The sequence below is a fragment of the Amycolatopsis sp. GA6-003 genome (assembly GCF_046267895.1).
In the GTDB taxonomy this organism is placed as follows: Bacteria; Actinomycetota; Actinomycetes; order Mycobacteriales; family Pseudonocardiaceae; genus Amycolatopsis.
In genome coordinates, this window is sequence record NZ_CP176499.1 from 3,922,547 (window position 1) to 3,937,175 (window position 14,629).

Here is a 14,629-nt window from a genome sequence, read left to right on the forward strand (position 1 = left end):
GGACTCGGTCGCCACCGGATTAACGTAGCTTTGCCCCTTTCCGCCACACCGCGTGGGTCAACGGGACCCCGGGCCGGTAAGCGAGATGCGTGGTGGACGGCGCGTCGAGCACGTGTACATCCGCCCGCGCCCCCGGCCGCAGATACCCGACGTCCTCGCGACGGAGCGCCCGCGCCCCGCCGGCGGTCGCCGACCACACCGCCTCGTCCACCGTCATCCGCATCTGCAGCACGGCTGTCGTCACGCAGAACGCCATCGACGTGGTGTACGAACTGCCCGGATTCGCGTTGCTCGCCAACGCGACTGTCGCGCCAGCGTCGAGCAGCCGCCGCGCCGGAGCCAAAGACTGCCGCGTCGACAGATCACACGCGGGCAACACCGTCGCGACCGTGTTGGAGGACGCGAGCGCCTCAACATCGGCATCGCTCAGGTACGTGCAGTGGTCGACACTCGCCGCGTCCAGCTCCACCGCCAACCGCACGCCGGGACCCTCGCCGAGCTGATTGCCGTGCACCCGCAGCCCAAGCCCGCGTTCCGCCGCCGCCTTGAGCACCCGCGCCGACTGCGCCTCATCGAACGCACCGGTCTCGCAGAACACATCGGCCCACCGCACGTGCGGCGCGACCGCGTCCAGCATCTCGCCGCAGACCAAGTCCACATAGGACTCCGCATCCGCACCCGGCGGCACGAGGTGCGCTCCGAGGAAGGTCACCTCGTCCGCGACCTCGCCAGCGATCCGCGCCGACCGAGCCTCATCGGCGACGGTGAGCCCGTACCCGGTCTTCGTCTCCAGGCAAGTGGTGCCCTGCGCGGCCGCTTCCTCGACATGTCGACGCAGATTCGCCGCCAGTTGCTCATCCGAAGCCGCCCGCGTGGCATCGACGGTGACCGCGATTCCGCCTGCCGCGTAAGCCTGTCCGGCCATCCGTGCTTCAAACTCGGCGGTGCGGTCGCCCGCGAACACGAGGTGGGTGTGGCTGTCCACCCACCCGGGCAGCACCGCGCGGCCCTCGACGTCCACCCGCTCGTCGGCGTCCGGCGCCTGCGCGGCCGGCCCGGCCCACGCTACGGTCTCGCCGTCGAGCACCAGCGCGGCGTCGCGGAGCTTGCCCAGCTCCGGGTCGTTCGTGGTGAGCTCACCGATTCCGGTGATCAGAACTGCCACAGCGCCTCGATCTCCTTGGCCAGTAAGGTTTCCGGTCGTTCGATCAGCACGTGCGCACCGTCGCGCACCACTTCCCGCCCGGCCACCACCACGGTACGGACGTCCGCGGCCGCCGCGGCGAACAGCACGCCGGACGGTTCGATCCCGGCTGTGCGCACCGTGTCCGTCGCGACCGTGACCAGGTCCGCGCCAGCGCCAGCCGCGATCGTGCCGGTCTCCGGCCAGCCCGCGGAGACATGTTCGGTCCCGGCGGCGAGCAGCTCTTCCGCGGTGAACCGGCCGCGTTCCTCGCTGGCGAGCCGGTCGTCCAGCTCCAGCGCCCGGGTCTCCTCGAACGCGTCGACCACCGCGTTGCTGTCGCTGCCGATACTGAGCCGCACGCCCGCGTCGAGCAGGCTTCGCGCTGGTCCGATGCCGTCGCCGAGGTCCCGTTCGGTGGTCGGGCAGAAGCACGCGCCGCTTCGGGATTCGCCCAGCCACTTGATGTCCTGCTCGGTCAGGTGCGTCGCGTGCACCGCGGTGAGCCGTTCGCCGAGCACGCCGTAATCCCAGAGCAACCCGGTCGGCGTCCAGCGGTACGCGGCCTCGCACTGCTCGTTCTCCGCCCGCTGTTCGGACAGATGGATGTGCAGCGGCCGGTCCTCCGGCACCGCGTTGTCCACCTTCGGCAGCTCGTACTCCGGCACCGCCCGCACCGAGTGGATCGCCCCACCGACGCGGAACAGGTCGTCTTCCTTCAACAGCGCAACGCGTTCGGCCCAGTTTTCGGCGGAACCGTCCGAAAACCGCTGCTGCACCTCGTCCGGCGGCACGCCGATGCCACCGGCGAGGTAGCAGGTGTCGAGCAGGGTCAGCCGAATCCCGGCGTCCCGCGCGGCCTGCCGCAACGCGTCGCCCATCGCGTTCGGCGACGCGTACGGTGTGCCGCCCGGTCCGTGGTGCAGGTAGTGGAATTCGGCGACGCTCGTGTACCCCGCCAGTACCATCTCCGCGTAGACACCGCGAGCGAGCCGGTAGTACGAATCCGGATCGAGCCGGGCGGCGAGCGAGTACATCCGCTCCCGCCACGTCCAGAACGTGCCCCGCTCATGGTGCGTCCGGCCCCGCAACGCGCGGTGGAACGCGTGCGAGTGCCCGTTGGCGAACCCGGGCAGCGTCAGTCCGTTGAGGATGGTCCCGGTTTTCTCCGAGTCAGCGGTCACCGAAACGATCCGGCCGTCGGCGATCTCGATCCGGACCGCTTCCGCGACCCCGTCGGGCAGCCAGGCCCGTTCGCACCAGTACGTGGTCATCTCGCCAGCCGCTCCAGCACCTCGGCGAGCGCCTGAGCGCCGGCCTCGACGTCGTCCGCCTCCGCGAATTCCTCCGGCGCGTGGCTGATCCCGGTCGGATTCCGGACGTACAGCATCCCGGACGGCACGAATCCCGCCAGGATCGCCGCGTCGTGCCCGGCACCGGTGGGCAGCTCGGGCGGATTGCCCAGCCACTCCCCCAGCGACCGCCGCAGCGCCTCGTCGAACACCACGTCGTCGGAGTACGACTCGCGCGTGACCGCCAGCTCGCACCCCTCTTCCTTGGCAGCAGCGCGCGCCGCCTGGGTGATCTCCTCGACCAGCTCCGGCGTCGAAGTGCCCGGCACCCGCGCGTCCAGCCAAAGGTCCACAGTGGACGCGATCACGTTGGTCCCGCCCGGCGTAGGCACCAGCCGTCCGACGGTCGCCCGCGCGTCCGGCATTTTCCGCGCCAACCGCCGCACCGCCACCACAGTTTCGGCGGCGGGCAGCATCGGGTCCACCCGATCCGCGAGCAGCGTCGCACCGGCGTGATTGCCCTGGCCGGCAAAGGAGAACCGCCACCGGCCGTGCGCGATCACCGTGTTGCCGACCGCCACCGGCGAACCGAGGTCGATCAGCCCTCGGCCCTGCTCGACGTGCAGTTCGACGAACTGGCCGATCAGCCCGAGCCGGTCCGGATCCGCGCCAACGCGGTCCACGTCCAGCCCGGACTTCGCCGCGGCCTCGGCGAACGTGATGCCGGCCGGATCCCGCAACGCCCGCGCCCGGTCCGCGTCGATCGTCCCGGTCAGCAGCCGCGAACCGAGACACGGTACGCCGAAACGTCCGCCCTCCTCCTCGGCGAACACGACCACCGCGAACGGCTTGGCCGGACGGAACCCCTTGGCCCGCAACGCTTCCACGGCCGCCAGCGCACTCACCACGCCGAGCGGCCCGTCGAACGCGCCGCCGCCCGGCACCGAGTCCAGATGGCTGCCGGTGACGACCGCGTCCGCGCCGGGAGCACCCCACCACGCCCACAGGTTGCCGTTGCGGTCCGTCTCGACGTCGAGGCCCACCTGCTGCGCCCGCTCGACGAACCACGTGCGCAGGTCGTGTTCCGGCGCGTCGAACGCGTGCCGTGAGTAACCGCCGCGCCGGGTGTCGCGCCCGACGTCGGCGATCTCGCCGAGCAGCCCGGATGCGGTCACGCCTGCTCCCGCATCGGCACTCGCACCCCGCGCTCGTCGGCGACCTCGGCCGCGCGGTCGTACCCGGCGTCGACGTGCCGGATGACGCCCATGCCCGGGTCGTTCGTGAGCACCCGCTCCAGCTTCTGCGCGGCCAGCGCCGTGCCGTCCGCGACGCTCACCTGCCCGGCGTGGATGGACCGGCCCATGCCGACCCCGCCGCCGTGGTGGATGGACACCCAGCTCGCCCCGGACGAGGTGTTGACCAGCGCGTTGAGCAGCGGCCAGTCGGCGATCGCGTCGGAACCGTCGGCCATGCCCTCGGTCTCGCGGTACGGCGAGGCTACGCTGCCCGAGTCGAGGTGGTCGCGGCCGATCACGACCGGGGCCTTCAGCTCGCCGCTGGCCACCATCTCGTTGAAGCGCAGGCCGGCCAGGTGCCGCTCGCCGTAGCCGAGCCAGCAGATCCGGGCGGGCAGGCCCTGGAACGCGACGCGCTCGCCGGCCATCTTGATCCAGCGGGCCAGCGATTCGTTCTCCGGGAACAGCTCGAGCATCGCGCGGTCGGTCGCGGCGATGTCCTCCGGATCGCCGGACAGCGCGGCCCAGCGGAACGGCCCGTTGCCCTCGCAGAACAGCGGCCGGATGTAGGCGGGCACGAAGCCGGGGAAGTCGAACGCGCGCTCGCAGCCGCCGAGCTTCGCCTCGCCGCGCAGGGAGTTGCCGTAGTCGAACACCTCGGCGCCGCGGTCGAGGAAGCCGAGCATCGCGTCGACGTGGTCGGCCATCGATTCGCGCGCCCGGTCGGTGAACTCGTCCGGCTTCTTCGCCGCGTAGTCCTGCCAGTCGTCCACGCTGATGCCCTTGGGAAGGTAGGACAGCGGATCGTGCGCGGAGGTCTGGTCGGTGACGATGTCCACCTCGACGTCGCGGCGCAGCAGCTCCGGCAGCACCTCGGCGGCGTTACCGACCACGCCGACCGACAACGGCCGCCGCTCCTTCTTCGCCGCGGTGACCCGCCGGATCGCGTCGTCCAGGTCGTCGGCCACCTCGTCGAGATACCGGTGCTCGACGCGGCGGTGCGCGCGCTGGGCGTCGACCTCGATGCACAACGCCACGCCGTCGTTCATCGTGACCGCCAGCGGCTGCGCGCCGCCCATGCCGCCGAGCCCGGCGGTGACGGTGAGCGTGCCGCGCAGCGTGCCGCCGAACCGCTTCTTCGCCACCGCGGCGAACGTCTCGTAGGTGCCCTGCAGAATGCCTTGCGTGCCAATGTAAATCCACGAACCAGCGGTCATCTGGCCGTACATGGTGAGGCCCTGCTGCTCGAGCCGGCGGAACTCCGGCCACGTCGCCCAGTCGCCCACCAGGTTCGAGTTCGCGATCAGCACCCGCGGCGCCCATTCGTGCGTGCGGAACACGCCGACCGGTTTGCCGGACTGGACCAGCAGCGTTTCGTCCTGCTCCAGCGCGGTCAGCTCGCGGGTGATCGCGTCGAAGCTCGCCCAGTTGCGGGCGGCGCGGCCGGTGCCGCCGTAGACCACCAGGTCCTCGGGCCGCTCGGCCACCTCCGGGTCGAGGTTGTTGTGGAACATCCGCAGCGCGGCCTCGGTCTGCCAGTTCTTCGCGGTCAGCGAGGTGCCGCGGGCGGCGCGGACGGTACGGGCGGTGCTAGTCATGCTCAGGCCTCCAGTTCGGCCGCGGCCAGGACAGCGCCCGACCGCACGAGTTCTTCGGCGGCCGCGATCTCGGGCGCCAGGTGCCGGTCGGGGCCGGGGCCCTCGACCTTGGTGCGCAGCAGGTCCCGGACGCGTCCGGTGACCGGCGAGGGCTGAAGCGGCGCGCGGAAGTCGAGCGCGCGGGCCGCGGTGAGCAGTTCGACGGCGAGCACGGTGGTCAGGCCGTCGACCGCCTTGCGCAGCTTGCGCGCGGCCGACCAGCCCATGGACACGTGGTCCTCCTGCATCGCGCTGCTCGGGATCGAGTCGACCGAGGCGGGCACCGCGAGCCGCTTCAGCTCGCTGACCACGGCGGCCTGCGTGTACTGCGCGATCATGTGCCCGGAGTCCACCCCGGGGTCGTGCGCGAGGAACGGCGGCAGCCCGTGCGACCGCGCCTGGTCGAGCATCCGGTCGGTGCGGCGTTCGGCGATGCTCGCCACGTCCGCCACCGGCACCGCGAGGAAGTCGAGTACGTACGCGACCGGCGCGCCGTGGAAGTTGCCGTTCGACTCCACCCGGCCGTCGGCCAGCACCACCGGATTGTCCACCGCGGACTGCAGTTCCCGGTCCGCGACCAGTTCCGCGTGCGCGAGCGTGTCCCGCGCGGCGCCGTGCACCTGCGGCGCGCACCGCAGCGAGTACGCGTCCTGCACGCGGTTGCAGTCCGGACCGCGGTGGCTTTCCACGATCTTCGACCCCTGCAGCGCCGCGAACATCCGCGCCGCGCTGGTCGCCTGCCCGGGATGCGGGCGCAGCGCCTGCAGATCGGCGGCGAACGCGCGGTCGGTGCCGAGCAGCGCCTCGACGCTCATCGCCGCGGTGATGTCCGCGACGTCCAGCAGCCGGTGCAGATCGGCGGCGGCGAGCAGCAGCATGCCGAGCATGCCGTCGGTGCCGTTGGTGAGCGCGAGGCCCTCCTTCTCGGCCAGCACGAGCGGCGTGATCCCGGCCGCCCGCAACGCGTCCGCGGCGGGCTTCCGCTCACCGGCGTGGAACACCTCGCCCTCGCCCATCAACGCGAGCGCGACCGCGGCCAGCGGCGCGAGGTCGCCGGAGCAGCCGAGCGAGCCGTACTCGTGCACGACCGGCGTGATGTCCGCGTTGAGCAGCGCCGCAAGCGTTTGCGCCGTCTGCGGGCGCACGCCGGTGTAGCCGCTGGCCAGCGTGCGCAGGCGAAGCAGCATCAAGGCGCGCACCACTTCCGGCTCCACCGCGGGCCCGGCACCCGCGGCGTGCGAGCGGATCAAGCTGCGCTGCAGCGCGGTGCGGCTCTCGACGGGGATATGGCGCGTGGCGAGCGCGCCGAACCCGGTCGAGACCCCGTAGGTCGGCGACGTGGCGTCGGCGAGGTCTTCGATGTGCTGGCGGGTGGCGGCGAGGTTCTTCTCGACCGTCTCGGCGAGCCCGACGTGCGCGTGCCCACGGACGATGTCGACGACCTGCGCCGCGGTCATCGGCTTCGAGCTCAGGAGGACTGGTTCCGGCATGCCGCCATTGCACCCTCCGGCGGGCCGGCGCGACAGAGCGGAGTTCGCGGTAGTGTCTGGTATCCAAGACAACACGTGGCGAGAGCCTCGACCACCGGCGCGAAGGGACCCCTCATACTCCGTTCGGGCAGTGCGAGGGGTCCCCTCGCGCGCCATCCGGAGGAGACCGAGGAGTCCTCAGTGAGCAGTTCCGACGTTCCGGCCCTGCGCAACGGGCTCTCCGTGCTGCGCCTGCTCGCCGGCCACGCGGGCCCGGTCTCGGCCGCGGCCATCGCCCGCGACCTGGACTTGCCTCGGTCGACGACGTACCACCTGCTCAACGAGCTGACCTCGGCCGGTTTCGTCACCCATCTGCCCGCCGAACGCCGCTACGGCCTCGGCATCGCCGCCTTCGAGCTCGGCTCGGCCTACCTGCGCCACGACCCGCTGGAGCGGCTGGCCGGACCGCTGCTGCGCAAACTGGTCGACCGCGTCGGCCACACCGCGCATCTCGGCGTCCTGCACGGCAACGAATCGCTGTATCTGATCAAGGAGCGCCCCGCCCGCCCGGAAACCCTGGTCACCGACGTCGGCGTCCGGCTGCCCGCGCACCTGACCGCCTCCGGCCGCGCGATGCTGCAGCACCTGCCCGCCGCGCACGTCCGCGCCTTGTTCCCGGCCGCCGCGTCGTTCGTCCTGCGCACCCCTCGCGGACCCAATTCGCTGGCCGCGCTGCGCCGCACCCTGGCGGCCGAGCGCCGCCTGGGCTGGTCGGTGGAAGACGGGCACGTGACAGCGGGCTTCGCCTCAGTCGCCGCCCCGGTGTTCGACCACGGCACCCGCCCGATGGCCGCGATCAGCGTGACACTGCGCCACCTCTGCCCAGAGGACGGTCCGTGCGAAGAGACTTTTCCCGAGCTAGCCGAAGCCGTCGCCGCGACAGCCGCCACGCTCACGACGCACATCGGCGGCACCCGCCCGGCATGACAACCTCACGGCAATTCCCCCAGAAATAAAACGGCCATCCCCAGAACGTCCGCCCGGACCAGCATACCTTAACCGAAAAGCGCAACCGCGCAACCACTTCTTTCCAGCCACGACAAAACCGACACAACGGCACTTCCGCGTCACCACGCGAGGTCCCCCACTTGTCGCAATACTCGCATTGAGCGCCTCCAACGGACGATTGACAGTCACTATCCGCTCAGGTATAGCTCTAATAGGGTTAAAGCGAAACTCAAAACATCAGGGGGCTTGAGTGGATTCGCTTCAGCACGTTTCCGCTTGTTCGCTTACCGGCCACCGGTAGGCCATCTTCACTGATCCGGCCACCGCGGGGGCGGCGCCCGGATCGGCATTGCTCTGCCAGCTTCAGCATTTCCCCACAGCGATTCGCGCTATTCGAGTCGCTGCGATGACCCTTGCCCGCATTCGGACGAGGGCGGCAACCGGCCTTGTGCTGCCGAACAGCACCGCATAGGAGCATTTCACCGATGAAACCGAACTGGGCCTTCAGCCTGGGCGAACTGTTCGATCACCGAAGCAGTTCCGGCAAGCCCATGACGTTCCACCTGTCCCGGCCGCTGGACCTCGACCGGGACGGCCGTTCGACGCTCGACCTGCCCGCGCTGGCGGCCCTGGTCCGCGATTCCGCGGGCATCTTGAGCAAAGCGGGCGTGAAACCCGGCGACCGGGTCGTCGTGTACAAAGCGAATCATTTCGACTGCATTCTGCTGGCTTCCGCGATCGCCCGGATCGGCGCGGTCGCGGTGATGCTGTCCGGCCTGCTGGGAAAGGAAGCCGCGCAAAGCCTGATCCGCCGAGTAGAACCGGCGGCGATCGTCACCGACGCCGAACGCATCGAACGCGCGGAAATCACGCCCGCGGTGTTCCCCGGTCTCGAAGGCAAGATCTTCAGCCTCAACGGCGACTCCCCGCACGCACAGACCTACGCGGACCTCAAAGCGGAACCGCACCTGCGTCCCGTCCTCCGCCGCGACGACGAACTCCTGATGCTCACCCACACCTCCGGCACCACTGGCATCCCCAAGCTGATCATCTTCCCGCCGGCCACCATTCAGAAACAAATGGCCAGGCTGGAATGCCGCCATTTCCCGCCCCTGACATTCCGCCGCAACGACGTAGTGGCCATGTTCACGCCTTACGTGCACGCCCGGGCTTTCACCTGGATCTATTCGGTGCTGACCCTCTCGCCGGCCACCGTGCTGGCCATGGACGACAGCTCCCCGGAGGTGGTCGACCGGGTTTTCCGCCAGTACCGGCCGACTTTCATGGAAGCGCTGCCCATCGACTACGCGGCGATGGCCCCGCTGATCCGCACCGGCGCGAACAATCCGTTCGCGAACATCCGCCTGTTCGCCGGAAACTTCGACGCGATCCGCTGGCCGGTCATCCGCCGTTTCCTGAACGCGTCCCGGCACCCGTTTCCCCTCTGGCGCGACGGCTACGGCCAGTCGGAAACCGGCGGCATGGGCATGACCGTGCTCTCGCGCCGCGCCGCGAACCGCCCGCGCGACCACAAACCCGGCCCGCGCGTCGTAGGCCGTCCGATGCCCGGATTCGTCACTCTCAAGATCGTCGATCCCACCACCTTCGAACCGGTCGAACGCGGCCGCCCCGGTCTCGTCCTCGCCAAAACAAAGGCCCGCTGCGCCGGTTACTACGGCGAACCCGAACGCTGGAAAGAAAAACTGGTGGGCGACTGGTGGAACACCGGCGACATCGGCATCCTCACCCCGACCGGAGCCCTCAAGATCGTGGACCGCGAGGTGAATTACGCGTCCGGAATCGGCTACCTGGAATTTGAAGACACCCTGGTAGACCGCCTGCCGGAAGGTTCGGACGTGGCCATTCTCCCCCGGGACAACGACGTACCCCTCCCCGTCGTCGCCACCCGGGACGGCCGCTTGGACGAAACCGACTGGTCCCGAGCCCGCACCGGCCTCCCCGAACTGGCCGACCCCGTAGTCATCACCGCTTCGGACATGCCGAGAACGGCGACCGGGAAAATCGTCCGGGAGGAACTGCGCCGCACCTACCTGGACACCGTGGCCACCCCCGGCACGGGACGCTGGACATGATCAGCAACGGTTTCCGCGTGGAGCCCTTGACCACGTCCTGCCGCGAAGTCTGGGAATCCCGCCGCCACGCGGTTTTCGGCGTCAGCCCAGGCAACAGCTACTTCAACGTCGACCGCCTGCGCTCCACTTTGGACTGGCTGCAAACGGAATTCAAGCAAATCGACGTCATCATTCCCGACAGCGCACTGAAACACACCTTCACCGCCCTTGGCTACGACGAGTCCAAGGCCGCGAAGAAGGCCAGGTCGGAAACCAACGTCCTGCGCAACCGGGTACTCCGAGCCTGGACCGACCTAGGCGGCCCCCGACCGGCCGACAGCCTGCACCGCATGTCCGAACTCTCGGCAGACCCCGTCTACACCGAGGTCCTGGCACACTGCGCGACCCTCACCGCGGACGACCCGGCCCTCGCGTCGGCCAGCACAGAAATGACCAAAGAAGTCCTGGCCGCCAAAGGCCTCACCGCCGAGGCCACTCCGGACCAAATCGCCGAAGCGAAGAAATACCTCATCGCCGAACTGCCGTTCTTCGTCTCCTCTTGCAGAATCTTCGACGTAGACGCCTCCCTGAATTTCTACCACCAGCCCCTCCCTCTGGCGAACGTCATTTTCTCGGACACTTCAGCCTTGAAACCAGACCCCGGCCAGGGCTACGCCACAATCCGCCCGGCCTGAGCACGGAGACACTCGATGACGGAATCCGTCGACCAGTACGACCAGGTAGCCACCGCCTTCGCCGACGTCGAAGCGGTAATCAGCTTCGTCCGGGAAAACCTGGAATGGCCCTCGTTCAAAGACCTCCTAGGCGACCTGCGCGGCCGGCGAGTACTGGACGTAGGCTGCGGTGAAGGCAGTTTCACCCGCCGAATCAAGCAATTAGGCGCCGCACAAGTGGTAGGCACCGACCTGTCGCCCGGAATGATCGCCCTGGCGCGGCAAGCGGAAGCGCGAAACCCGCAAGGCATCGCCTACGAAGTCCAAGACCTGGCTTCCATGCCGCACCAAGGCGAGTTCGACGTGGTAACGGCGATCCACGTCCTGCATTACGCGGACACGCGGGAAACCATGCAAACCATGGCGAAAACCATGTACGCCAACCTGAAACCGGGCGGCAGACTGGTGGTCCTGAGCGCGAATGCCGACTCCAGCGAAGAATCCGAAACCGCGGCCGGCTTCCGCACCTACCGCCCGGAAAACCCGCGCGAAGGCGACAAGTTCAAGGTAGCCGTCCGCACCACGCCACCCACGGAAATCGAAGTACACCACTGGCCCACGACGACGATCGTGGACGTCCTGCACACCGCAGGCTTCACGAACGTCGATTGGTCCCTGGTCAAGCCGTCCGACAGGGTCGCCCCGGCCGACCGGGAACGAGCCGCGCGCTGTGCGAAAAATCCGACGAGTTTGACGATTACCGCAACAAAGCCGTAGCAACCATCCCGAATACGTAGCCGGCTCGCGCATCCAGCGCGAGCCGGCTCTGCGCGCATCCCCTTCTCAACAGGCCGCCAATAAGCCAATTAGCACGTTCTTAGGACATACGGTGACCGATTGGCTACCATTAGTTGATGTTGGTGAGCTACCGACTGAGCCCGCGCGCAGGGAGGACGCACATGGCTGAGCAGGCAGGACCACCAGTCGACCCCGGTCGCCGCCGAGGCGAGAGCCGACGTCGATAGGGGGAAACATGGTTCATCAAGGCAAGGAATTCGGCGTCGACCTCTACAAACTCGAGAGGGCCGCCAAGGTTGACTTTCCCGCGGTCTCCGCTGAATACGCAGCTGCGATCGGCAGCTGCGAACGCGTCCTCGCCGGAGTGGCCAACGCGATGCGGCGCCCGGACCGCTTCGGAGGCGACGCACTCGGGCCGGTGTACCGGACCTATCTCGGCTTGCACGAGTCCGTCGAGGGCCTTCTCAAGGAAACGAAGACCAACCTGGACGACACCGCGACGGCGCTGGGCAAGGTCGCGCAGCTGTACGCGGAAACCGACCAAGCAGCGAAGGACGAACTGAACCGCCGCGCGCACACCGACCCCGAACTGGACGGCAGACGATGACTTTCGACCAGCTGATGCAGCATGCGAAAGACATCAAGGAGAAAGCCGCCGAGCTGGCGATAAGGGAACACGATCAAAAATACGCGACACAATCCGGCGCGGTCCACGATCCCGAGTCGTTCAGGAGGCATTACGCCTTCGTCGAAGCATTGTTCGAGCCGTTCTCCAGAATGCCCGATCCAGCCGGATACGATCCGCTGATCGCCGACCTCACCGCGGCCATGGCGAAGCTGAACACCAGCCCCACCCACAACACTCAGCTCACCAGCGACGTGGGTCTGGCGAACCCGTGCCTGGACAGAATAACCACCGATGGCGGTTACCTGCAGGATTGGACCGGCGAAGCCGCGATGGAGTTCAAGTCCCGCTTCCTCGACCCGTTCAGAACGATCGTCGGAAATCAGTTCACCATGCTGTCCACGCTCAAAGGCGCGCTCCAAGCGCACCAGGCGATGTGGGCCAAGGCTCGGGACGATATCGACAAGATCGCGGAGAACACGAAGAACGCGCTGGACAACGCTGGCGGGTGCGGAAAGAACCAGTGGACGTTCGGATTCTCGGTGCTCTCCGCGGTCGGCGCGATCGGCGGCGTCGTCGTAGCTATCGCGACCGGGGGTGTCGTGCCGCTCGCCGCGATCGGAGCGGCAGCCTCGGTAGGCAGTGCGGGCATAGCGAACATCACGGCGTCCGGCGACTCGGCCGACACGATCGTCAACTCGATGAAGCAGGCGGTGGACGCTCTCGCCCGGCACATCCAGGAGGTCGAGACGCAGCAGATCGCCGACAAGGTGCGAGCGCTGACCGATGCCGTGCACGCGAACAAGGACAAGCTCGTCTCCGCACGTCCGAAGCTGGCCGGGATGAACGAGCACGACCTGGCCAGCGACATCGGCATGGGCCGGTCGGACTGACGACAGGAGGGGCCGGGATGGATCTGGCCGAAAGGCTCGACGGCATTCGGGTTCGCGTACACGCACCCGGGACCGAAATCGAAGCGGAGCTGCGCCGCCGCACGGACATCACTGTGTCGTTCGGGGAAAGCGTCTACGACTTCATCGACGAATCCGCGTTGGAGAACGCACTCGCCAGCCTCGCACGGCTCCTGTGGGCCGGGTGGCAGCGACAGTACCGGGCAGCGATCGACGAGACCGACCTGCACATCGATGCCGATGATCTGCGGGATTCGAACTTCTTCGCCGACCGGGCCAAGGTCGAGGCGATCGGGAAGTCGAGCGACGAGCGGATCACGATCTCCGCGGCAGGCATGGAGAACTTCTCGGTGCGGGTCCGGCCCGGCACCGTCCGGGAGGTGCCCGAAGAGCAGTTCGCCGCGGACGCTTCCGAAGCAGCCGCGAAGCTGATCCAGGACTTCCAGTCCCAAGTGGACGAGCTGAAGAAGCGGTACTACGAATGACCACACGCAAACTCCTCCTGGTCACGATCGTCGCGCTGCTGGCGGCAGCTGCGGGCGTTGTCGCAGTGGTGCTGACCCGTGGCGACGGATCGGCGGCAAAGCCCTGCGACATCCCGAATTCGGTGAAGGAACAACCGGTGTCGGCGAAAACCGGCCCCGCCGGGGGCGGGATCGAAGTCGCGGAAAAAGGCGTGTCGTCATCCGGGTTGGCGAGCATGGGAGCGGTGCTGCGCAATACCAGCGACCACATCGCCTACCGAACCAAAGTCACGCTCAAAGTCATCGTCTCGGTCAACGGCCTGCCGCCCGGCCCCATCCAAGGCGCGCCGATGACCATGGAAGTCCCCGTCATGCTCCCCGGCGAACACGTCGGCATCGGCAGGACACTCATCAACGTCGGCGGAAACGACAAGGTCAACTCGGCCGATGTCGACATCCAGACCACCACCTGGCTGCCAAAGGGCGCACTCGGCTCCTACACCCCGGCGACAGACACCTACGAAGCCACCGACCGAGTACCGGCATCCCCTCCAGCCGACACGGTCCGCTACACAGAAAAATCGGCCAACTGCCGTGCACTCTCCAGCCGCCGCACCGCCGTCGTGTTCCGCGACGCGAACGGCAAAATCGTGGGCGGAGACCTAGCCCCGCCCGACGGCAAAGGCAACCCGGCGGGAAGCCCCCAGCAACCCCCGGCAAGCCCGTCCTGCTCCCCCGGCGAACGCAGCACCTGGATCGTCCCGCTCCAGCACATCCCGCAAAACACCGACGACAAAAGGACCGAGCTCTACTCGTACTGCGACCTCAACGCCCCCCACCCCGACCAAAACAACGCCCTCTAACCCCGCAGCCAGCGCACTCACTCACCCCACCCAAACGGAACCACCACGACGGAGGATCCAGGGCCCGCATCCCCTGGCGCGCGTTTGGAAGGCCGACCCCCAAGGAAAGATACGAAAAGAGCCCGGCCCACGCACAAGCGCGGCAGGCCCCTCCCACAAACGAAACAACCACGGCGGGGCTCAGAGGCCACAACCCCTGCCGGGCGTTGGGGGTGCAGCCCCCAAGCCGGATACAAAGAAGCCCCCGGCCCACACACAAGCGCGGCAGGACCCTCCCACCAAACGAAACCACCCCAACCCACCCAACGGAACCACCACGATGGGGGTCCAGGGGGCGCAGCCCCCTGGCGGGGGTTTGGGGGTCCGACCCCCAAGGGAAGATACGAAGAAGAGCTCCG

At 68.3% G+C, this 14,629-nt stretch carries 13 protein-coding genes; 8 read left to right on the plus strand and 5 right to left on the minus strand.

Translation table 11 applies throughout. The features are described from left to right. Positions 1-19: 19 nt before the first annotated feature. The 5 genes from hutI to hutH are packed head-to-tail and all read right to left on the minus strand — an operon-like array spanning position 20 to position 6,837. Positions 20-1,165, minus strand: a complete 1,146-nt coding sequence (hutI, locus tag F9C12_RS17185; RefSeq protein ID WP_409182993.1) for an imidazolonepropionase — start codon at positions 1,163-1,165, stop codon at positions 20-22. Then, positions 1,153-2,457 (minus strand): formimidoylglutamate deiminase, encoded by a 1,305-nt coding sequence (locus F9C12_RS17190; RefSeq protein ID WP_409466573.1) that lies wholly within the window; start codon positions 2,455-2,457, stop codon positions 1,153-1,155. Before F9C12_RS17190 ends, hutI begins: the two co-directional genes overlap by 13 nt. After that, on the minus strand, positions 2,454-3,650 hold the full coding sequence (locus tag F9C12_RS17195) for an allantoate amidohydrolase (protein ID WP_409466574.1): 1,197 nt from the start codon (positions 3,648-3,650) through the stop codon (positions 2,454-2,456). The genes F9C12_RS17190 and F9C12_RS17195 overlap by 4 nt, the downstream gene beginning before the upstream one ends. After that, positions 3,647-5,308: a urocanate hydratase gene (hutU, locus tag F9C12_RS17200; RefSeq protein WP_409182996.1), complete on the minus strand. Its 1,662-nt coding sequence runs from the start codon at positions 5,306-5,308 to the stop codon at positions 3,647-3,649. The genes F9C12_RS17195 and hutU overlap by 4 nt, the downstream gene beginning before the upstream one ends. A gap of 2 nt (positions 5,309-5,310) precedes the next feature. Continuing rightward, complete coding sequence (hutH, locus tag F9C12_RS17205; RefSeq protein ID WP_409466575.1) at positions 5,311-6,837, minus strand: histidine ammonia-lyase; 1,527 nt, start codon at positions 6,835-6,837, stop codon at positions 5,311-5,313. A 180-nt stretch (positions 6,838-7,017) separates the two neighbouring features. Here hutH and F9C12_RS17210 point away from each other — a divergent pair, with 180 nt between their 5' ends. The 8 genes from F9C12_RS17210 (at position 7,018) to F9C12_RS17245 (ending at position 14,231) form a co-directional block, all read left to right on the plus strand. After that, entirely contained in the window at positions 7,018-7,803 is a 786-nt protein-coding gene (locus F9C12_RS17210) for an IclR family transcriptional regulator (RefSeq protein ID WP_409466576.1), read from the plus strand. Between the two features lie 434 nt (positions 7,804-8,237). Next, entirely contained in the window at positions 8,238-9,917 is a 1,680-nt protein-coding gene (locus tag F9C12_RS17215) for a class I adenylate-forming enzyme family protein (protein WP_409466577.1), read from the plus strand. Beyond that, positions 9,914-10,591: a tRNA-dependent cyclodipeptide synthase gene (locus tag F9C12_RS17220; protein WP_409466578.1), complete on the plus strand. Its 678-nt coding sequence runs from the start codon at positions 9,914-9,916 to the stop codon at positions 10,589-10,591. Before F9C12_RS17215 ends, F9C12_RS17220 begins: the two co-directional genes overlap by 4 nt. Positions 10,592-10,606: 15 nt before the next feature. After that, positions 10,607-11,347 (plus strand): class I SAM-dependent methyltransferase, encoded by a 741-nt coding sequence (locus F9C12_RS17225; protein ID WP_409466579.1) that lies wholly within the window; start codon positions 10,607-10,609, stop codon positions 11,345-11,347. A gap of 256 nt (positions 11,348-11,603) precedes the next feature. Then, positions 11,604-11,975 (plus strand): hypothetical protein, encoded by a 372-nt coding sequence (locus F9C12_RS17230; RefSeq protein ID WP_409466580.1) that lies wholly within the window; start codon positions 11,604-11,606, stop codon positions 11,973-11,975. Further along, positions 11,972-12,886, plus strand: a complete 915-nt coding sequence (locus tag F9C12_RS17235) for a hypothetical protein (protein ID WP_409466581.1) — start codon at positions 11,972-11,974, stop codon at positions 12,884-12,886. Before F9C12_RS17230 ends, F9C12_RS17235 begins: the two co-directional genes overlap by 4 nt. Before the next feature lie 17 nt (positions 12,887-12,903). Beyond that, the gene (locus F9C12_RS17240) at positions 12,904-13,389 is read left to right on the plus strand and encodes a hypothetical protein (RefSeq protein ID WP_409466582.1); all 486 of its coding nucleotides are present in this window, start codon (positions 12,904-12,906) and stop codon (positions 13,387-13,389) included. Continuing rightward, positions 13,386-14,231: a hypothetical protein gene (locus F9C12_RS17245; RefSeq protein WP_409466583.1), complete on the plus strand. Its 846-nt coding sequence runs from the start codon at positions 13,386-13,388 to the stop codon at positions 14,229-14,231. The genes F9C12_RS17240 and F9C12_RS17245 overlap by 4 nt, the downstream gene beginning before the upstream one ends. The last annotated feature ends 398 nt before the right edge of the window (positions 14,232-14,629 follow it).

Coding starts and splice junctions, on each gene's coding strand:
- F9C12_RS17190 (WP_409466573.1), bottom strand. CDS start 2,457: ATGACCACGTACTGGTGCGAACGGGCCTGGCTGCCCGACGGGGTCGCG.
- hutU (WP_409182996.1), bottom strand. CDS start 5,308: ATGACTAGCACCGCCCGTACCGTCCGCGCCGCCCGCGGCACCTCGCTG.
- hutH (WP_409466575.1), bottom strand. CDS start 6,837: ATGCCGGAACCAGTCCTCCTGAGCTCGAAGCCGATGACCGCGGCGCAG.
- F9C12_RS17220 (WP_409466578.1), top strand. CDS start 9,914: ATGATCAGCAACGGTTTCCGCGTGGAGCCCTTGACCACGTCCTGCCGC.
- F9C12_RS17225 (WP_409466579.1), top strand. CDS start 10,607: ATGACGGAATCCGTCGACCAGTACGACCAGGTAGCCACCGCCTTCGCC.
- F9C12_RS17230 (WP_409466580.1), top strand. CDS start 11,604: ATGGTTCATCAAGGCAAGGAATTCGGCGTCGACCTCTACAAACTCGAG.
- F9C12_RS17235 (WP_409466581.1), top strand. CDS start 11,972: ATGACTTTCGACCAGCTGATGCAGCATGCGAAAGACATCAAGGAGAAA.
- F9C12_RS17240 (WP_409466582.1), top strand. CDS start 12,904: ATGGATCTGGCCGAAAGGCTCGACGGCATTCGGGTTCGCGTACACGCA.
- F9C12_RS17245 (WP_409466583.1), top strand. CDS start 13,386: ATGACCACACGCAAACTCCTCCTGGTCACGATCGTCGCGCTGCTGGCG.